Annotated in this window: 19 protein-coding genes and 1 pseudogene; 13 read left to right on the top strand and 7 right to left on the bottom strand. The window is 66.4% G+C overall.

The features are described from left to right. Positions 1-19 precede the first annotated feature (19 nt). The gene (locus EV648_RS45360) at positions 20-313 is read right to left on the bottom strand and encodes a hypothetical protein (protein WP_199234951.1); all 294 of its coding nucleotides are present in this window, start codon (positions 311-313) and stop codon (positions 20-22) included. 1,053 nt (positions 314-1,366) lie between these two features. On the opposite strand from EV648_RS45360, the gene EV648_RS33485 reads away from it, so the two are divergent. The 6 genes and pseudogenes from EV648_RS33485 to EV648_RS33460 all read left to right on the top strand — a co-directional run bounded on the left by EV648_RS33485 (position 1,367) and on the right by EV648_RS33460 (position 4,537). Continuing rightward, positions 1,367-1,591, top strand: a complete 225-nt coding sequence (locus tag EV648_RS33485; RefSeq protein ID WP_132299110.1) for a hypothetical protein — start codon at positions 1,367-1,369, stop codon at positions 1,589-1,591. After that, positions 1,581-2,093: a DUF6879 family protein gene (locus EV648_RS33480; protein WP_132299109.1), complete on the top strand. Its 513-nt coding sequence runs from the start codon at positions 1,581-1,583 to the stop codon at positions 2,091-2,093. The genes EV648_RS33485 and EV648_RS33480 overlap by 11 nt, the downstream gene beginning before the upstream one ends. A 17-nt stretch (positions 2,094-2,110) precedes the next feature. Next, positions 2,111-2,965 carry a helix-turn-helix transcriptional regulator gene (locus EV648_RS33475; protein WP_132299108.1) on the top strand — a complete coding sequence of 285 codons (855 nt, stop codon included), beginning with the start codon at positions 2,111-2,113 and terminating at the stop codon, positions 2,963-2,965. Positions 2,966-3,132: 167 nt separating this feature from the next. Next, positions 3,133-3,327 carry a hypothetical protein gene (locus EV648_RS33470; RefSeq protein ID WP_199234950.1) on the top strand — a complete coding sequence of 65 codons (195 nt, stop codon included), beginning with the start codon at positions 3,133-3,135 and terminating at the stop codon, positions 3,325-3,327. Positions 3,328-3,719: 392 nt separating this feature from the next. Continuing rightward, positions 3,720-4,175, top strand: a pseudogene (locus EV648_RS45355) (transposase); the annotation flags it as partial. 110 nt (positions 4,176-4,285) lie between these two features. Next, positions 4,286-4,537 carry a hypothetical protein gene (locus EV648_RS33460; protein WP_132299106.1) on the top strand — a complete coding sequence of 84 codons (252 nt, stop codon included), beginning with the start codon at positions 4,286-4,288 and terminating at the stop codon, positions 4,535-4,537. A 279-nt stretch (positions 4,538-4,816) separates the two neighbouring features. On the opposite strand, the gene EV648_RS33455 is transcribed toward EV648_RS33460, so the two are convergent. Then, a complete protein-coding gene (locus EV648_RS33455; protein ID WP_132299105.1) occupies positions 4,817-5,488 on the bottom strand; it encodes a TetR/AcrR family transcriptional regulator in 672 nt (223 codons plus the stop codon). 104 nt (positions 5,489-5,592) lie between these two features. Here EV648_RS33455 and EV648_RS33450 point away from each other — a divergent pair, with 104 nt between their 5' ends. Together EV648_RS33450 and EV648_RS42830 are read left to right on the top strand one after the other, a co-directional pair. Next, positions 5,593-5,949: a nuclear transport factor 2 family protein gene (locus EV648_RS33450; RefSeq protein WP_132299104.1), complete on the top strand. Its 357-nt coding sequence runs from the start codon at positions 5,593-5,595 to the stop codon at positions 5,947-5,949. 411 nt (positions 5,950-6,360) lie between these two features. Further along, positions 6,361-6,516, top strand: a complete 156-nt coding sequence (locus EV648_RS42830) for a hypothetical protein (RefSeq protein ID WP_158294136.1) — start codon at positions 6,361-6,363, stop codon at positions 6,514-6,516. Positions 6,517-7,127: 611 nt separating this feature from the next. Here the strand turns inward: EV648_RS42830 and EV648_RS33440 are convergent. Beyond that, a complete protein-coding gene (locus EV648_RS33440) occupies positions 7,128-8,165 on the bottom strand; it encodes an NAD-dependent epimerase/dehydratase family protein (protein ID WP_241995839.1) in 1,038 nt (345 codons plus the stop codon). Positions 8,166-8,302: 137 nt separating this feature from the next. Here EV648_RS33440 and EV648_RS33435 point away from each other — a divergent pair, with 137 nt between their 5' ends. After that, the gene (locus EV648_RS33435) at positions 8,303-8,989 is read left to right on the top strand and encodes a TetR/AcrR family transcriptional regulator (RefSeq protein ID WP_132299103.1); all 687 of its coding nucleotides are present in this window, start codon (positions 8,303-8,305) and stop codon (positions 8,987-8,989) included. A gap of 434 nt (positions 8,990-9,423) precedes the next feature. On the opposite strand, the gene EV648_RS33430 is transcribed toward EV648_RS33435, so the two are convergent. Together EV648_RS33430 and EV648_RS33425 are read right to left on the bottom strand one after the other, a co-directional pair. Then, positions 9,424-10,062, bottom strand: coding sequence for a hemerythrin domain-containing protein (locus EV648_RS33430; protein WP_132299102.1), 639 nt, complete (start codon positions 10,060-10,062; stop codon positions 9,424-9,426). Between the two features lie 17 nt (positions 10,063-10,079). Continuing rightward, positions 10,080-10,922, bottom strand: coding sequence for an NAD(P)H-binding protein (locus EV648_RS33425; RefSeq protein ID WP_132299101.1), 843 nt, complete (start codon positions 10,920-10,922; stop codon positions 10,080-10,082). 662 nt (positions 10,923-11,584) lie between these two features. On the opposite strand from EV648_RS33425, the gene EV648_RS33420 reads away from it, so the two are divergent. The 4 genes from EV648_RS33420 (at position 11,585) to EV648_RS43450 (ending at position 15,554) form a co-directional block, all read left to right on the top strand. Continuing rightward, positions 11,585-12,427 (top strand): alpha/beta fold hydrolase, encoded by an 843-nt coding sequence (locus EV648_RS33420; RefSeq protein WP_132299100.1) that lies wholly within the window; start codon positions 11,585-11,587, stop codon positions 12,425-12,427. Positions 12,428-13,105: 678 nt separating this feature from the next. Next, positions 13,106-13,600, top strand: coding sequence for a MarR family winged helix-turn-helix transcriptional regulator (locus EV648_RS33415; RefSeq protein WP_132299099.1), 495 nt, complete (start codon positions 13,106-13,108; stop codon positions 13,598-13,600). A gap of 592 nt (positions 13,601-14,192) precedes the next feature. Beyond that, complete coding sequence (locus EV648_RS33410) at positions 14,193-14,726, top strand: DoxX family protein (RefSeq protein WP_132299098.1); 534 nt, start codon at positions 14,193-14,195, stop codon at positions 14,724-14,726. A 423-nt stretch (positions 14,727-15,149) separates the two neighbouring features. Then, complete coding sequence (locus tag EV648_RS43450) at positions 15,150-15,554, top strand: hypothetical protein (RefSeq protein WP_199234949.1); 405 nt, start codon at positions 15,150-15,152, stop codon at positions 15,552-15,554. A 57-nt stretch (positions 15,555-15,611) separates the two neighbouring features. On the opposite strand, the gene EV648_RS33400 is transcribed toward EV648_RS43450, so the two are convergent. Together EV648_RS33400 and EV648_RS33395 are read right to left on the bottom strand one after the other, a co-directional pair. Further along, positions 15,612-16,448, bottom strand: a complete 837-nt coding sequence (locus EV648_RS33400; protein ID WP_132299097.1) for an alpha/beta fold hydrolase — start codon at positions 16,446-16,448, stop codon at positions 15,612-15,614. 38 nt (positions 16,449-16,486) lie between these two features. Beyond that, positions 16,487-17,908, bottom strand: coding sequence for an NAD(P)/FAD-dependent oxidoreductase (locus tag EV648_RS33395; RefSeq protein WP_132299096.1), 1,422 nt, complete (start codon positions 17,906-17,908; stop codon positions 16,487-16,489). Positions 17,909-17,921 lie beyond the last annotated feature (13 nt).

The raw sequence follows: 17,921 nt of genomic DNA, 5'->3' as shown, positions 1-17,921 counted from the left end.
TGAGAGGTCTTCCAAAGGATCACGCGATGACCGCTTTCACACGTCTACGCCACGCCCATCCGGGCCTGCCGTACACCACTCTGCTGGACGCCACTTCCACCGACGTCGGTCGTGAGTTGGTGTCGGTGGATGCGCAGGGCGCAGAGGCGCCTGGGCTCGGCACACCGTACGGGGCGCCGCAGACCGCGTCGGCATCCGCTGACAACAGTGCCTGGATGAACGTGCCTAACATTTCACGCAACAGATCCGGCGACGCGATCGCCAACTGGTCTTGCAGGAACTCGGCAGGGTCGATACTGGTGTTCGCCGTCATCGCGTAGTTCTCCTTCAGAAGTCTGTGAGAGGTCTTCCAAAGGATCACGCGATGACCGCTTTCACACGTCTACGCCACGCCCATCAGTGAGCCTGCCGTACACCACTCTGGACGCCACTGGTGCTTGCTGCAGAGGCGTGCGATGTCCTTTCGTGCTTCGGCACTGGCCGCGGCGAGATGTTGCAGGCGGCTCAGGGCAGCTAGGTGTCTTCGAAGGCGCGTTGGAGGGCTTGGGTCGCGGATGGGTTGGGGGACTTGCGGTCTAAGCAGGTGTCCTAGTGTTCCGTGACAGTTCCGTGAGACGTCGGCAAGTGGTGGGAACTGGCGCCAGTTGCCGAGCGGCGAAACCGCAGGTCAGGGACGGATCGGCGCTGCGTGGTGGACTGTTCCGGCGAGCACCGAGGAGATCTACACCATCTTCGAAGGCACCAGCGAAATCCAGCGCCTGGTAATAGCCCGAGCCATCTCCGGCATGCGCATCCGGTAGGTGTTTGCGCAGGTCAGAGTCTGATTCCAGGCTCGTCGAGCGACTGGCCGTCGTCTGGTTCCCAGTGGGTTGTGGGGGACCGGCCGGCGGCCCGTGCAGCCGCAAAGACGACTCGTACTTGAGAGCGGTAGCCGGATCCACCACCCTCGAAGCGAGCCACCTCTCGGCAACCTCCTCAAACCGAACCTTCCCGGCATCCGGATCGATGTACTCCCCACGCTCCCGATCCGTCTCCATCGCAGCCCCATGCCGCTCGGTCGCCGTCTTAGTCCCAAACGCCTTCGACCGCTCCCGCCCCTCGGATCCACCCCCCCGCCAGCCACCGCTTCCCTCGCCCCATTTGGCGGTCCGAACCCGCGCCGTCGTTCCGTCCGTCTGCTCCACCGCCCGAGTCCACTGATCCTTCACGTAGGCCTCGCGCCGCACCTCCGTCGTGTTGATGTGCGGCAGCTCAACGCTTGGACCACGACGAGTCGGCGGCGCGTGACACGCCAATAGCTCCTGGCGCCTGATCACCTTCATCTATGCTGCAAGTCCATGCAAGCTCGCGAGATGGGGTAGAGATCATGGCACTCCGATACATCGGTACCGACACCACCTGCCCGAACACGAACTGCCCGACCGTGTGGGTCGACGAGGCCGACGGCAGCCTGGTGATTCAGGGATACAAGCTCGACACTGAGACGATCGCGGAGGTGAACGCCACAGCTCCAGTTCAGGAGAACGAGACGGTGGTCCGGATCCCGGCTCGGATGGCGTCGGTGCTGAGAGGAGCGATGGGTGACGGCTGAACCTCTCGCCTTCCAACTGTTCCGGTCGGCTCAGCGCAGCGCGCTGCACCTCGAGACCCGGGATGTGTACGAGCCTGAAGACCCCGACTGGAACGAGTGGAAGGCGGGCAACCACTTCGATCCTGCTGTGCGCTGGCGGACATTCCACGACCTTGTGCGCGACACGACCAGCAGAGGCGTCGACATCCGGCGCGCTCGCATCGTGTCGGAGCCGCTCAGTGAGTACGTGCAATTCGAATACGACGTCACCGAGCCGCACAACATCGCCGCCGGCGAGCAGGTGCGTTGGCTGCCGCGGCAGCGGACGGCCGGATTGTTGGTCCCACCGAACGACTTCTGGGTGTTCGACGAGCAGGTTGTGCTCTGGAACTTCTGCGACGGCAACGGGACCTGGGTGGGTGAAGAGCGCACCGACGATCCCGACCTGGCTAAGTTGTGCCTAGCAGCGTTCGACGCCGTGTGGGATCGAGCGATCCCGCACAACGAGTACCAAACGAGCTGACACGAGGCCTGTAGCCGTTGCCGACGCCCCCTGCCTTCTCGAACGCCCAGAAGGCCAAACGTGACTTTGGTGCCCGTCTCGGTGAGATCCGGAAGACCGCCGGTCTCACCGGACGGGCCCTCGCGTTGTCGTGCGGCTGGCACGAATCGAAGGTCTCGCGCATCGAGAACGGCAAGACCTCACCGTCGGCCGAAGACATTCGTCTCTGGGCCACAGAGTGCGAAGCCTCCGACCAGATCGCCGATCTCATCGCCTCGCTGGAAGCGATCGAGGGCATGTTCGTTCAGTGGAAGCGGATGGAACGTGGGGGACTTCGCCGCGCCCACGAGTCCGTGATACCGCTGTGGCAGCGCACCCGACGCTTCCGCACGTACTCGCCTTGGCTGATCCCCGGCGCCGTACAGACCGAGAGCTACACGCGCGCCCTCCTCAGCGGCACCGCAGCCCGCCGCGGACTGCCAGATGACGTCGAGGGTGCCGTCAAGGTGCGCAACGAGCGCCTGAAGTTACTCCACCAGAAGGACCGAACGTTCGCCGTCTTGATCGAGGAGGCTGTCCTCCGAAATGTCATGGGGGACACCGACGTCATGGCCGGCCAGCTCGGATACCTCCTCACCGTCAGCGAGCTGCCGTCGGTCTCCCTCGGCATTCTGCCCCTCGGCGCGGACCGCACCGCGATGCCCCCAGTCGAGGATTTCTGGATCTTCGACGACGCCCAGGTCAACGTCGAACTGATCTCCGGCTTCCTCACCATCACCCAGCCCGGCGAGATCGCGATGTACGCCGACGCCTTCACCCGCCTCGCCGAAATCGCCGTCGTCGGAGCCCCCGCGCGCCGCCTGATCGCCACTGCGCTCGAAGTCCTCGAATAGCCGTGCAAGCCCGTGCAAACTTGTAGTCGTGACGCCTTCTGAACTCCTACCGTCTACCCACGGTCAGGGCGATGGGTGAGCCCCGAGCGTGCGTAGGGCGGTGCGCGGTTCCCCTGCCCTGTCGCCCTGGCCGATCCAAGCGTTAGCTGTGATTGGAGGACGGGGAAGTGGATCTGATTGGGCGGCGGGCGCGCGAGTGGCCGGTGCTGCGCTCAGCACAAGAACTGGATTGCGACGGCCGCAACCCACACACCGACTATCCGTGCATCCTCGGCTACCACCAGGGCCCACACCGAGACAAGGCCGGCACCGCGTGGCTCGACGACGGTGACCTCGCCCGCCCCGACTGGCTAAATGGCTAAGCGTCGAAACGTCCGCGACCGCCAACTACGCCGCTGGGCCCTGCGAACGTCCGCGGTCGAACGCCGGACAACCACGACGCCCAGCGGGGGAGCGGCGTACTGACGTTCTGCGACAACGGCCGTTACGCGATGGCGAACGGGTTCATGCCGGCCTGGACGTACGGGACGCCGAAGGTGATGTCGAGCTACGAGTACAGCTCGAACGACGAAGGCCCGCCGTCCACGAGTGGCGGGAAGACGGCCGACACGAGAGCTCGGCATTCACCGGCCGCAGTTTCCACACCGACCTTCAGGCCGGGGTCTACTGCGACGTCTTCCACGGCGACTAGTCAGCCGGCCACTGCACGGGCCCGACGTACGCTGTCGACGCGTCCGGCTGGTTCCGCGCCAGGGCGGTCCGGATTGTTCGGGAGACCGGTAAGCCGATCGCGCTGGTGGCCAGGGAGTTGGGCGTCAACTCGGGCACGTTGGCGAACTGGGTGGCCAGGGACCGGCGGGCCCACGGTGGTGATGGGCGGCTGAGTGAGGACGAGCGGGCCGAGCGGGCCAGGTTGCGGCTGGAGAACGCGGAAGTCGCGATGGAGCGGAGGGCTCAAGCGCTCGGTGGCCCTCTGGGTCGGGGATGCGATGGGCCGGTAGCCGTCGCCGGGTTCATCGCTGCCCACAGGGACAGTGCCGCACGCGGTCGTGTGCCGCGCGCTGGGGGTCAGCCAGGCGTGGTAGTGGCAGGTCTGCTGATCCTGGCGGCTGTTTGGTGGCTGGTCCGAGTGGTGCAGGCACCGGGCCACCGCGTCCTGTGCGGCTGCCACAGGTGTCGTGTGCCGGGATGGCAGCGGTGCTGGCGCTGATGACCCCTGCCCTGTGACAAACCCCCGTCTGCCGCGCTGATCCGCCGCGGCCCTTGTCGTAGTCAGGGCACGGGGAGAAGGTGGAAGGGACGCGACCTGAAGGAGGCTCCATGAGCACGCACAGCGAGCGGCTCGACCACGAGCACTTGCCCGACGACGGGTGCGAGACGGTGTCCCACGGCGACCATTTGGACCATGTCCACAACGGCGAACAGCATCCGGAAAGCAAGATGCACGCGAATCACGGCGATGCGCACACCGAGGGGGACGGGTGCGAGACGGTCGAGCACGAAGACCACGTCGATCATTTGCACGATGGGCATCGGCACTACCAGCACGGCGACCACGTCCACGAACACTGACAGCGGCGACAATCATTGCGAAAGCGACAATCATTTGCAATAAGGACGTGGCCATGCCCGATGAGTACGGCGTTACCGCCGAGTTCCAAGTGTTTCCTCGGTTGGTGATGGCTCGTATGGCTCTGGTGGCGGCGGTCGGTGGCAGACCAGGCGGATACTGCGTGAGCCTTCCGATCGAGACCTACGGAAACTGAACGACCTGCTGCCCCATCTCGGCGTAGACCCCGCGACCACTGAGTACCTCGCTGAGCTGGGCGTGGACACATCGGTGCGGCAGCGCTACCGCCCGCGCACCTGCGCCCGGCTACGACGCGTAGGCGTCCGGGTCGGCCTGGCGCCTGTCTCTTCGGAGTCAGGGATGATCTTGTGGACGGCGCGGCGGGCGCGCTCGCCGGCTGCCCGGTCGCGGTGCAACTGGATTGCCTGGTTGGCGCTGAGGGCCACGCCGTTGAGCTCGAAGACGAGCTGAGTCACGTCGGTGTCTGCCGGCAGCTCCCCGGTCTCGATGGCGGCCTGGATCTCCCCGGTGAGCAGGGCGTGCCAACCATTCGACGCGGACAGCACCGCCGTACGCACGGCGCCCGGTCGTCCCTCGAACTCAGCGGCAGCAGCGATCAACAGACAACCGCCCGCCGCCGCCTGTTGCGCTTCGAGATACGAGATCCAGGCGTCACACAACCGCAACAGCCGATCCCGACCAGCGGGAAGAGCTCCAACTTTGTCCGGCACCTGATGACGCATCGACTCCACCGCCGCGTCGAACGTGGCCAGCTGCAACGACTCCTTCGTGCCGAAATGACCGAGGATGCCGGCCTTGCTCATCTTCAACTCGAGAGCCAGACGGCCGATGGTGACGCCCTCCAACCCCTCCTTCGACGCCATCGCAACAGCCGCCTCGATGATCTTCGAGCGGGTCGCCTGCGCATCGATGGCTGATCGTCGAGGACTCATGGCCACAGCTTAGCAACCGATCGATCGCCTTTACAAACCGATCGATCGGTTGCTAAATTGCCGACAGGCGCCTCCCCGAGTGGCGCGACAACCAAGGAGATCTGATGCCTGATTTCGTGAACCGCTGGGCGAGCTTCTGGTCGCAACCGACCCCAGAAGCAGTCGGCGAGCTGACCCACCCCGACATCGTGCTCCGATGGCCCGGGCAGGCAGAGCCGATCACCGGTGCGGACGCCTGGGCCGCACGGGTCGCCGGAACAATCGCACGATTCCCCGATCTCCGCCTCGAAGTGACCGGTCACGCCCAAGAAGGCGAGACCCTCTTCATCAGCTGGCGCGGATTCGCCACCGTCAACGACGAGCCGGTCGAGTGGGAAGGCATCGACCGGATGACGATCCGCGACGGAGTTGTCGTGGACTCCCTGGTCGCATTCGACACCACCGCACTTAGAGCCCCCTGACCGAACCGAGCGGTGGCGCTGTCGTGAAAGGCGGTTCCGGTGTGAACCCTCACGAGCATGGGTTGACCTGCCGTGCGAGACCGTGTGCTCGCCGCGATGCACCGCATTCTGCACGCCGAAGCGAGCGCGTCGGGTGAGCTGCCCGAGATCACCCCGCTCAGCGTCTTCCCGGCCACCCAGAACGATCCAGACGCAACCGCAGTCTTCGATTCGGGCGTTGGCGGCATCACTCGGCGCGCATCAAGTATTCAACACCGCAGTACCGCTAGGCCTCCGTAATTGAAAGGGCCAGTTCGGTGGGCATGGTTCAAGACCGCTCATGCGCGCCAGCGGCTGGGTGGACTGGAGGATGGCGGAGAGTTTGGCTAGTTGGTGGCACCCTGCGGGGATCGCATCCTGCACGGTGGGCCAATGGTCGACGCACCAGTGAGGATCGTCAGGTTGGCGGTCGTTGTCGTCGTCGAAGTCGGCGCACCAGCCACCGGTGAAGGCGTGATGGATGTGCAATCGGAGCTTCGTGGTCGTGTGCTTGTCGAGGGGAAATCAGAACGGCAGGAGCCGACCTGACGGCGTGCGAAGGTCGAGGGCGCTCGGGCGTCTGCGCCGGACCGTTCGAATCGGCCTCGGTCGAATCAGGACCTGGTGCATCGGGTTCACTTCCTTCGATGGCGCTGCCGCACGCCATGGTGCCGGGCTGGTGTGTTGATCTCACTGGTACGACGAGGCAGCCCGTCGGAATGTGACTTGGCCAGCCCTGGACCTGGCAGTTTGATGCGCTGCGTGGTCGTACTGGTGAGGGCAACTGCGACCTCACGACAGCAGGAGGCGATCAAGTCTTCTGGCGCCTGGCTGACGAGGGTCGCCAGCCGCATCTGCCTGGACCTGCTCGGCTCGGCCAGGCTCGATGGGAGCGTTACGTGGGCGACTGACTTCCGGAGCCGCTGCCCGATGGCTCCGAATGGATCAGCGGGCGGTCGGGCGGCAGCACGGCTAACCAGGCCGACCGAGTCAGCCTCGACGAGTCGATCAGTATGCCTTCATTCTCTACTGCTCGACTCGATGACCCCGGCCGAGCGCGTCGCGTTCATCTTGCGCACGCCTTCCTCGAGATCGGCCGGCCGGGTACCCGAGAAGGCACGGTCAACGGCCAGCCCGACCTTCTGGTGCGCGGCCCGGCTTCAGGTAGAGCTCTGGGTGCGGATGCCGTCGATGGTCTCACGGAGGGCCACGTCGGTGGAGGTTGGTTCGATGCCGAGGGCAACGGTTGCGGCGGTGGAGTCGAGGACGAAAGGGCGCTGCCGCTGGTACTGCGTCTCGATCATCTCGCGCGCGTCCCGGTTGAACAGACCGGCGAGGCGCAAGGCGAACGCCGGCATCTTGCTGACGCGCGCGGCCGGCGCTCCGGCAAGCTCGGCGGCTCGTGTGGCGAGCGCGCGCACGGACATCGGCTCGGGGGTGGGCACGTGCCATGGCCGACCCCACGTGCTCTCATCGGCGGCAACCGCGATCAGTGTCCGCGCGACATCACCGACGTACGTCCAACTGTGCGGCGCATCCAAGTCGGCCGGCATCGAACCCCGTTCGCCAGTCAGCACCTTTGGCAACACCATGACACTGAACGGCGAGACCGTCCGCGCACCCAGATAATCCGACCCGCGCACCTCCGCAGTCCGAATCCGCCCCGCCTCATGGGCCGCCAGCGCGTCCGCCCACAGCTTGGCCCGAACCTGACCCTTGACCGAGTTGGGCCGCAAGGGGGTCTCCTCCGTCATCGGCCCATCGACCCCGCCATAGCCGTAGAGGTTCGCGGTAGTCACCAGCACGGCTCGGCTCACCTCAGCCGTCCGCACCAACGCCGCTCCCAGGGGAGGCCAATCAGTAGGCCACCGGTGATAGGCCGGCCCCGCACACAAGTAGAGCGCCACCGCCCCCTCGGCGTGTCGAGACAACACCTCGGCGTCGCTGGCATCCGCAGCAACACACTCGATCCCCCCGACCCCAGCCTCCCTGCCAACCCGCGCGAAGCCACCGTCGCCCGGCCCGGATCCACCGTCGCCCGGCCCGGATCCACCCTCGCCCGGCCCGGATCCGCCGACGCCCGGCTGGGGGCCGCTGCCGCTGCGGGTGATCAGGCGGACCTGTTCGCCGTGGGCGGCGAGTAGCCGCGCGGTGGCCGAGCCGACTGGGCCGGCTCCGACGATGACGTGGAGGGACATGGCGGGTGACTCCTCTTTCAGGTTCGGCGAGAACAGTGTTCTCGAATAGGTTCACTGTACGCACCGCGCGGATCAGCGGTCAAGAACACTGTTCTCGCCACGTACCTGTGTTCTCGAGTCTGTGACAGACTGAGGAAATGTCCGCACCGTCACTGCGCGCCCGGGTCCGCTCGGAGATGAGCCAGGAGATCAAGGCTGTCGCTCGCCGGCACCTCGCCACGGACGGCGCGAACCTGTCCCTGCGCGCCGTCGCCCGGGACATGGACATCGTCGCCTCGGCCCTCTACCGCTACTTCCCGAGCCGCGACGCCCTGCTCACCGCCCTCATCATCGACGCGTATGACGCCGTGGCCGCGGCCGCGACCGAGGCGGATTCCGCTGTACCGCGCGACGATCTCCGCGGCCGCTGGCTCGCCGTCTGCCGCGCCGTACGCACCTGGGCGATCGCCAACCCAGCCGAGTACGGCCTCATCTATGGCGCCCCGGTCCCCGGCTACGCAGCCCCACCGGACACCGTCAAACCGGCCGCCAGGGTGATTCTCCTGCTCATCGACATCGTCATCGACGGCGCGGACCGCCTCCGGCCAGTCAAGGCCTCCCCGATCAGCGCCCCCCTCCGCGCGGACCTCCGCCGCCTGATCGAGCAGCGTCCGGGCGACGTGATGGAGGAGCGTCTCGACCGCGTCCTGGTCGCGTGGACGCATCTGTTCGGCGTACTCAACTTCGAGGTCTTCGGCCGCCTCGACGACATGATCGAGGCCCGCACCGAGTACTTCGACCACCACATGAGCTTGATGGCCGACCTCACCGGCCTGCCCCACTGACCGATCATCGGCTTCTGGTGCGCTGACTGCGCGGTCTCGACCACTTGACCAAGGCGGTCGAACCCGCTGTCTGGAAGGCCTCTCTGCCTCGCCTTGACCTCAGATAGTACGGTTTACGTGTAATATGACAGACCCGCCGACGGATCAGCTCGCCATCCACGGATCCGGGCTTATCCCTAGTCTCGTGTGACGGCGTCGCCGCGCATCATCTGCCACATCGTCGGCGGCCGAGGGAGCGGGACTCGTGAACCCGAGCGGAATGGGAGAGGCCATGAAACAGGCTCAGGTCGCTCGCGATGCACGAAGGCAGGATGTCCGGCCCTGCCAGGTTGGCTATCGGGCCGAGATTGCCGGGCAGTCGCACGGTGGCCAGGTGACCATATTGCCGACCACCGCTGACATCTTTGGTTGGACCTGCGAATTCTAGAGTCGCATCAGGCCGCCCAGAGCTTTCGCCGCTGGTAGCGGGACTGCCAGAACAGGCGATTGATGATCCGGATGGGCGGCGGCATCGCATCGAGGAAGCGTTCGCGCTCGCTTGACGATGCTCCGTCGAGGATCCACGGGACGTACATCGCTGCGCCCTTGGGGCCTTGCCGGCGAGCCATCGCGCCACGGAAGGCGCTCCAGTCGTGGGGTGTAAGTACTTCCTGGATGAGCGGAAGCGCGCTCTCCTCCTCGTGTTTCATGTGGTTGCCAAGCCCGTCGGCCAGCTGACGAGTCAGTTCGGCAAGATCGTTGGACCCCCGTGTCATGGCTTGATCGACTGCGTGGAGGAGCGGGTCGAGTAGGGCGTGTTCGTCCTCCATCTCCTTCATCAGGGTGAGGTCCTGAGGCCGGTCGGCTACCGCGCGCTCGACGCGTGGCCACAGCTCGGCGTCCTCGACCGTGTGATGAACGACGAGTTGGTTCTTGAAGTTCTCCCAGCCGGCCTGAGCCGCTGGGGTGAGGGCCGTGCCGGCCAGCGCGGCGGTCACGAGGCGCTCGAGATCGCGCCGGAAGGCATCGTGGGTGGAGTACATGATGGTGAAGTCGATCGCGTCTTCAACTGGGTGTTGCGGCGAAGCGGACATCTGTGTGATACGACCTTTCAGTTCCGGAAGGCTGCGGCGTTCTCGGACGCCCACTCGGCAAACGAGAGCGCCGGCCGGCCCAGGAGACGTTGAACACTGTCGGTGGTTGGTCCCGGCTTCAGTGCGTAGTCGGCGAGTGAGCCGAGCAAGCGATCCGGGATCTCCTCGGGAAGCCCTTGGGCGAGCATGCCCTGGCGGACCTGCTCGGGAGGCATCTCGGCGAAGCTGAGCTCTCGGCCGAGAGCTTGACCGATGAGGCGCACCTTGTCGTACTGATTCAGCGATTGCGGTCCGGTCAGAACGTAGGAACGTCCTTCGTGGCCGGCGTTCAGTAGCGCCTCCGCGGCGACGGTCGCTATATCCCGCTGGTGAATGGGCGATGTTGCCGCGTCACCGTAGGCGCCGCGAACTACGCCGGTGGCGCGGATCTGGGGCGCCCAGGCCAAGGCGTTGGCCGCGAAGTCGGCGGACCGCAGGAAGGTCCATGCCAGCCCGGAAGCCTTGGCGGCTTCCTCCGCCAACTCGAACTGCTCGACGAAGCGGCGTTGACCAACCGGATGTTCCACGGTCGCCGCGGACAGTACAACTACCCGCTTGGCGCCCCGATCGGCGGCCATCGACAGCAATTCGGCTGTAGCGCCCGAAACAGCGCGCGGGCTCAGCAAGACGGCCTCGACGCCGTCCAGAGCGGAGCTGAGCGTTTGCGGCTTGGACGGGTCCGCCCCGACGACGTGAACGCCGTCAGGCAGCGCTGCGGTGGACGGATCGCGAGTGACCGCAGCCACTTCGGCGCCGCTGCCTCGTAGCACGCCAATGGCCTCGCGCCCAACGGTGCCGGTCGCGCCGGTAACCAAGATCATGACCTGTCCCTTCTCTGCGAGATGCGTTCCAGACATCTTCGTGTGAGAGCCAGATTATATGAATTCCACATTATCCGGTGCGACTGTGTCAGGCGTCTCACAAACGAAGTGAAGAGGGCTTCCAGTTGCGCCTCATCCTCAGGCGACAGGCAGTACCTAGCAGAGGTCGAGGCCGGTGAGCGCGAGCACGCGGTCCTCGGTCAGGTCGAGCAGCGCAGCCTTCACGCCCTCGCGCCCGATGCCGGAGTCCTTCGAGCCGCCGTCCTGCGGCGGCAAGTTGCACAGCGAATTGACATATGTTGCAAATCAGATAGTATGATTTTCGTATATTATCTCTAAGTGCACACCACTGCTAAGTGGACACCACAGCAGGAGTCCGACCGTCAGCCATCCGGCTTTGGCCGGTGGGATCGGGACAGTCGAACTCACGTCGCCCGGCACAGTCGAACAGCGACGAGTCGGCAGCGCACCGCACGCCTAGAAACCTCGTCGGCGTCCAGCCGTCTGACTGAGAGACTTGGAGTTGTCATGTCTGTGGAACGCGAGAGGGCACCCTTTATGAATGCGCATGAGCGGGTTGTCGAGGCCGAGCTGTCCTTCCTGCGCCGGCACCTGCTTGATCAGCCGGTGGTCCGCCCACTCACGGCCCTGCACAGATCGGCATGAAGCAGATCGAGCTCTCCACCGGGACGGTCGAGTACGAAGACACCGGCGGGGACGGACCCACGATTGTGCTGTTGCACGGGTTGATGATGGACGGCTCGCTTTGGGACGGCCCGATCGCTGGGCTGTCCGCCGATCACCGCTGCATAGCGCCGACGCTCCCTTTCGGCGCGCATCGTCACGCGATGCCGGCCGACGCTGATCTGTCGCTGCCCGGGCTCGCTCGCTTGGTCGCGGAATTCCTCGATCGCCTCGATCTGAGGGACGTCACCTTGGTCGGCAACGACACCGGCGGGGCGCTCGTCCAGGTGATCATCCGCGACGGCGCCGCCAGGGTGGGACGGGTTGTGCTCGTCTCCTGCGACGCGTTCGACAACTTCCCGCCAGGATTGACGGGCAAAACCCTCGTGCTGACCGGCAAACTCTCGCCCTGGATGTTCGGGCTGTTCATGCAGCAGATGCGCGCCCGGATCGTCCGGCGGCTCCCGATTGCGTTCGGCTGGCTGACCCTGCGAGGAGACGCTGCCACCGCCCGATGGATGAAGCCAGTCTTGACGCAGCCCGAGATCCGTCGCGACGCCACGCGAATGCTGCGAGCCGTAGGGGCAGACACCCATCTCCTGGTCGAGGCGGCGGAACATCTGCCGAGCTATAGGCGTCCCGCGCTCGTGGTCTGGGCGACCAGGGACCGCGTGATGCCACCTGAGCACGGCCGTCGCCTCACCGACCTCTTCCCGCTAGGCGAATTGGTCGAGATAGACGACAGCTACACCCTCATCCCACTGGACCAGCCAGCGGAACTCGCTCGGGTCATCCGAGGATTCACCCTCGGTGTCGAGTAGTCGACGAACCAATGGCGACGCTCTGGCAGGCCTTGCTGAGAGTCGCGTCGGACAACGAGTCGACGCCGAAGCCGGGCCACTTTCCGTGCGTTCCATGTGGGAGGCCCCACGACCATCGGCAGCCGCCGCGGGCCTGCGCCGGCCAGGGTGGTCGGCGCGTTCGCGACGCTGCTCAATCGAGACCTGGGCCATGACCACGGCAATGGGTGAGATTCCGTCGACCGAGCCCTATCCGGCGACCTCTGCCGAATACCGGATCGAGAACTTCATCCGCGACGAGCTGGTGACGGCGCGGTTCTTCGCGGCGAGGTCGGCGAGCCGGCGACTCGAGGGCTGGTGGTGGCAGGTGCCCAGTCCGAGTGGGTGCTTAGGTCGCGGGCCTAGACGTGGTGCTCGGACCAGCGTACGAACCGCGCCGGCGTGAGCGCAGCCGGGTTGGGCGCCTGGTGGGATCCATCCCAGGCCGGGCCCGGGTTGGAGGTTCAACGGGCCAACTCGGGCCAGGCCGACTGGGTGATGCGGAATCCGTCGGCTGATTGGGTGGTGGACGTGCGGGATCAGTGGCAGCTGGCGATCGTACCGCCGACCATCGCCGCGCTCGGTGTCTTTCGTGGTGCAGATAGGCGCAGGCTGAGTAGGATATTGTGCGTACGTCGTACGACACGAGGAGCAGATTTTATGAGTCCGGCGTCTTCAAACGTGGCCCGTCGCCGGCGGCGGCTGGCGATCGAGATCAAGGACTTGCTGCGGGAGTTGAGCAACGAGCTGTCGTTGCTCAACCACCAGGTCGGCACGCACCTCGAATTGAAGGACGTCGACCTGGACTGCCTTGAGCTCATCAGCCGGTACGGCCCGATGAGCCCGAGCACCGTGGCAAGGCGGGCGGGGCTGCATCCAGCGACGATGACGGGCGTGCTCGACCGCCTGCAACGGGGAGGCTGGATCACGCGTGAACGCGACCCGGAGGCCACCGACCGCCGTGCCGTCACTGTGCGCGCCCTCCGCGACCGCAACGCCGAGGTCTTCCACCTCTACTCGGGCATGAACAGCACGATGGACGACGTCCTGGCGGACTACTCCGAGGGCGACCTGGAGCTCGTCGTCGACTTCCTCCGACGCACGACCACCGCCGGCCAGTCCGCCACTGCGACGCTCGCTGAGGCCGAAGCCTAGCTCTCGGGCCGCTTCAGGCCTTCAGGGATCACTTGGCGATGGCCGCAGGTGGAGGGGTTTCATGGTGCGATCCCTCTCGGAGACCCTGGGTCAAGGTGATCGTTGCCAGGGAGCTGCCTCGCCGGGTTCGGTCACGCTGCTGACTCCTCACCACCAGCGAGGCCGACAGCCGGGAGGAGCCGAACGCCACGCTCGTGTGGGCCGGGGTCCGTCGAGGGACAAATCGCCAACGGGAGTCCCGGACTCGAGGTGCGGCAGCTGAGCATGCTCTTGCCTCGTGCAACTCCGCTTGGATGCGGCGGTGGATTCGCACTCCATTACACGAGATCCATAGGTATCAATAGCACATGTGCTCGAAGGTCGCCGTGATTGGTCGGAGGTCATCCACGACAGGCGACGACTCCGAGGACTGGATCGTCGAGGTCGCCGCCCTCCGGCGCGCTTGCTGATGCTGAACACAGATGATACGGTTCTCATATTATCTCTCATGCAAATTTTCGGCGTCGCGGTGGGCAGCGGAAGGAAGCGTCCCGCAGAGGGAAGCAGCGACGATCCGACCGCCAGACCTTCCCGTACGCGAAGGAGCAGTAACATGAACACAACGTTGCATGTCGTCCTCTGGACCGCCCAAGGCTTCCTTGCCCTCTTCTTTCTCGCGGGTGGAGTCCCGAAGGTCGTCGGCCGCGGTATCGACCGCTGGACCGGGTTCGCCGACCTGCCCCGCGCCCAGGTGATCCTCGTTGGCGTCGCGGAGGTCCTCGCCGCCGTGGGTCTGGTGCTGCCCAAGGCGACCGGAACGCTGCCGTGGCTGACCCCCCTGGCGGCCATCGGGCTCGCCGTCATCGGCCTGATGGCCGCTGGGTTCCACGTGCGCGCCAACGAACACCTCAACGTACTCGAGACATCACTCCTGGCTTGCATCGGCGCGGCGATCGCGATCGGCCGCTGGGACCTCATCGACTCAAGCGCCGATGTCTCGCCGTTGACGCTCGTCGTGGCTCTCTGCCTGCTGGTCCCTGCGGCCATCATCAACGTCATCGTCCTCTACTCGGGCAATGGCGAGCAGGCTGCGGCGGCGCTCAGCAGTTCCGGACAGGTTGACGGAAACCGGCAGCCCGTCGGGTGATGGACGCTACCTGCGGTCCACCCCTGACTGGCACGCCGGCACTAACCCGGCGGCGCAGCTCCGCCGCCAGCGACAAGGCGTAACCAGAGGCAGCGATGGCGAGGCCGCCCCTCCATCAGTGTGGCGGCTCGAGCCGGTCCCAAGCAGCAGGATCCGCGCCATGGCTGAGGCATGGCTGAGCCATGGCTGAGTCGAGGCCTGCGGCGGTTCGTGGACGGTTGCCGGCTGAGCTGACGAGTTTCATGGGGCGCCGCCGTGATCTAGCGGACACGAGGCGGTTGCTGTCGAGCTGCCGTCTGCTGATGCTGACCGGTGTTGGGGGAGTCGGATCGCGGGGCTGGTCAGTGAGGGCCTGAGCAACCGGGAGATCGCCGCCCGCCTGGACTGCACGCCCGCACCGACGGTCTGACCTCGCTGGCTGTCGTGCTCGGCGCGGCCGGTGTCGCCGCCGGATTCCCACTGGCGGATCCGCTCATCGGTCTGCTGATCACCCTCGCCATCCTCGTCGTACTGCGTACTGCGTACCGCGGGGCGCGACGTGTTCCGGCGCCTAGTCGACGGCAGTGGACCCCGCCGCCGTCGACTAGGCGGAGGATGCTCTCGCCGCACTCCCTGGGCCAGTCGGTGCGGCGAGTGCGGATGCGCTGGATCGGCCACGAGCTCCACGCAGGTGTCGACCTGGTGGTCGACACCTTTGACGGCGCAGAGGCTCATCGCCTTGCCCACAACGCCGAACACGAAGTCACCCACGCCGTACCGCGCCTGCGAAAAGCCGTCGTTCATGCCTACCCGGCAGAGTTCGCGGGCCACGGTCACGCTGGCCCGTAATACGGCGCCGACCGCGAAACCATCGCCTCCGATGGGAACTCCGGCGGGTTCGGCGCGTCAGTGGGCTGCTGCGGGGGTGGGGAGGTTGGCTAGGAAGTCGAGGAGGAGGGTGTTTACCCGGTCGGGGGCGTCGAGTTGTGGCCAGTGGCCGGTGTTGTCGATTCGCTCGTAGCGCCAGGGGGCGTTGACGAAGGCGCCGGTGCCGGTCAGGGCCTGTTCGGTGATGGCGAGATCGTCCGTGCTCCAGAGCCCCATGGTCGGTGCCTGGATGGGCGGGAGCTCTGCCGGAGGCCGGATCAGCGATTCCGGCGGCAGGATCGCCCGGTACAGGGCGAGGCTCGCTGTGAGGGCCGCGGGGTCGCGGAGATGTTCGACGACGGTGTCGATGTCAGGGTGCCGGCTCCAGTTGCGGAGGTTGGCGAAGTCGTCGGCGGCGAGCCACTGTTCGGCGATGCCGGGGAACTGGAACAGCAGCATGTACCACGACTTCTCGCGTTGTTCCCAGCCTGCGGCGGCGAACGCCCCGGGGTGGCCGACTGACAAGCAGGTCAGGCTGGTGACTCGTTCGGGCGACAAGGCGGCGAGTACTGCGCCGATCGCGCCGCCCCAGTCGTGGCCCACGACATGGGCCTGGGGTGTCCCGAGCACGTCGAGGAGTCCGATGAGGTCGCTGACCATCTGGATCATGCCGTAGCTCGCGACGGTGTCGGGCTTGTCGGAGTGACCGAAGCCGCGAAGGTCGGGCGCGATGGTTCGGTACCCGGCCTCGCCGAGCGGGGTGATCTGGTGGCGCCAGACGTCGTGGCAGTCGGGCCAGCCGTGGAGTAGGAGGACGGGCTCGCCGTCGCCAAGGTCCTCGACCTCGAGGATTGTTCCGTTGATGTCCAAGCGCATGGTGAGCTCCCTGCTGGTTTCGGCTGGTTGCAGTGGCGTCAGCGTGGGCCGGCGATCGTGGAGAGGAGTTCCGCGCGGGTGGGGCCAGGCGTCGGGTATTGGGGGGCGTTGGCGCCGAGAGTGAGGACTTTGCTGACCATGCCGAGGGCTGCCAGTGCCTCCGGGGGAGTGCAGAGCATCGACGCGACGGACGCGTAGGCACGCAGTACGTCGGGGTCTTGTTGTGCGGCTGCGTACAGCGCTTTGGTCATCGCCCAGCTGGCGTCTGAGGTTTGGTAGGTCTCGCCGGCGACGTCGGCGGCGATCTCGTTCAGGCGGTGCCGGTCGAAGGCGAGGGTCATTCGATACAGCGGGGTGACTGTGCTCTCGGTGATCTCGTCGAACCGCCGGACGAGCTTCTCCGGCTGGTCCGGGCTGACGTCGCGGAGCAGGTCACGGAGCGCGCAGGCGTGCAGCATCCCGATCGACGCGCCGCGCCCGAGCGAGGGGTTGGTGCAAGCCCACGCGTCGCCGATCGCGACGAGCCCGGTGACCACCGGTTCGCCGTCGACGACGTACCGGTGGTAGCGGTCCTCGATACCGGCGATCACCTGTACGTCGGTGATCGGGTCGGCCTCGCCCCAGTGGGCGGCGGTCGGGTAGAGCTTCAACGCGGCCTGCCAGGCGGAGGCGTCGCGCAGCCCGCGCAACTGCTTGTCCCGCGCGGACGTGGTGAACCCGACGCCCCAGGTGTCGTTGTCCCCGGGAAGGGTCAGGACCGACACGCTGTCGAAGTGCTGGAGCAGTGGGCCGAGGGCGGTGGGGCGGGACCCGTCTGCCGAACGGAAATGGCGGGCGTAGTACACGAATCCTGAGTCCTCGAGCTCCTCGTCGGGGCGGCGGCCTCCGGCGGACTCGATCATGGCGCCGACGGGCGATCGTCGCCCTGCCGCGTCGACGACGAGATCGGCACGGAGTACTGCGCCGCCGTCGATCACGACACCGGTTACATGTGGCGCTGCTGCGATCACTCGGGGCCCGGTGAGCAATCCGGTGACCTTGACGCCGCGGCGGATCGAGACGCCGTGGCTTCTCTGGCCGACGGTTGCGGCTGCTGCCTCGAGGACCGGACGCCGGGCCGTCACCGTCTCGAACCGCTCGTCGCCGGCGCGCCAGCCGCCAGTCAGGTCGGGGGGAAGTTCAGCGAACACGTTCAGGCGGGAGCCGCCGAAGGCGATCACCTGCTCGAGCACGGCCGGCAGTTCCTGCTGCATCAGCGCCCGCCAGCGGGGCAGCATGAAGTGCAACTGGCGGAACTGGTTGACGCCCGGCCGGTGCCACTCGAGCCAGGCGTTCTCGGCATCGTCGCGGGGCGGGGCGTCGTCGCGTTCCAGGATCGTCACGCTGTGGCCGTCGTGGGCCAGCAGCATCGCGGTGACCAGGCCGTTCAGACCGGCGCCCAGCACGAGGATTTCCGCCATGTCACACCTCCGG

Source organism: Kribbella sp. VKM Ac-2568 (assembly GCF_004345365.1).
In the GTDB taxonomy this organism is placed as follows: domain Bacteria; phylum Actinomycetota; class Actinomycetes; order Propionibacteriales; family Kribbellaceae; genus Kribbella; species Kribbella orskensis.
Note: the sequence above shows the minus strand (reverse complement) of the source record. Positions and strands in the feature narration are given on the sequence as shown.

Coding starts and splice junctions, on each gene's coding strand:
- EV648_RS42830 (WP_158294136.1), top strand. CDS start 6,361: ATGGTCGACGCACCAGTGAGGATCGTCAGGTTGGCGGTCGTTGTCGTC.
- EV648_RS33415 (WP_132299099.1), top strand. CDS start 13,106: ATGAGTCCGGCGTCTTCAAACGTGGCCCGTCGCCGGCGGCGGCTGGCG.
- EV648_RS33485 (WP_132299110.1), top strand. CDS start 1,367: ATGGCACTCCGATACATCGGTACCGACACCACCTGCCCGAACACGAAC.
- EV648_RS33425 (WP_132299101.1), bottom strand. CDS start 10,922: ATGATCTTGGTTACCGGCGCGACCGGCACCGTTGGGCGCGAGGCCATT.
- EV648_RS33395 (WP_132299096.1), bottom strand. CDS start 17,908: ATGGCGGAAATCCTCGTGCTGGGCGCCGGTCTGAACGGCCTGGTCACC.
- EV648_RS33420 (WP_132299100.1), top strand. CDS start 11,585: ATGAAGCAGATCGAGCTCTCCACCGGGACGGTCGAGTACGAAGACACC.
- EV648_RS33450 (WP_132299104.1), top strand. CDS start 5,593: ATGCCTGATTTCGTGAACCGCTGGGCGAGCTTCTGGTCGCAACCGACC.
- EV648_RS33440 (WP_241995839.1), bottom strand. CDS start 8,165: ATGTCCCTCCACGTCATCGTCGGAGCCGGCCCAGTCGGCTCGGCCACC.
- EV648_RS33455 (WP_132299105.1), bottom strand. CDS start 5,488: ATGAGTCCTCGACGATCAGCCATCGATGCGCAGGCGACCCGCTCGAAG.
- EV648_RS33400 (WP_132299097.1), bottom strand. CDS start 16,448: ATGCGCTTGGACATCAACGGAACAATCCTCGAGGTCGAGGACCTTGGC.
- EV648_RS33460 (WP_132299106.1), top strand. CDS start 4,286: ATGAGCACGCACAGCGAGCGGCTCGACCACGAGCACTTGCCCGACGAC.
- EV648_RS33410 (WP_132299098.1), top strand. CDS start 14,193: ATGAACACAACGTTGCATGTCGTCCTCTGGACCGCCCAAGGCTTCCTT.
- EV648_RS45360 (WP_199234951.1), bottom strand. CDS start 313: ATGACGGCGAACACCAGTATCGACCCTGCCGAGTTCCTGCAAGACCAG.
- EV648_RS33435 (WP_132299103.1), top strand. CDS start 8,303: ATGTCCGCACCGTCACTGCGCGCCCGGGTCCGCTCGGAGATGAGCCAG.
- EV648_RS33430 (WP_132299102.1), bottom strand. CDS start 10,062: ATGTCCGCTTCGCCGCAACACCCAGTTGAAGACGCGATCGACTTCACC.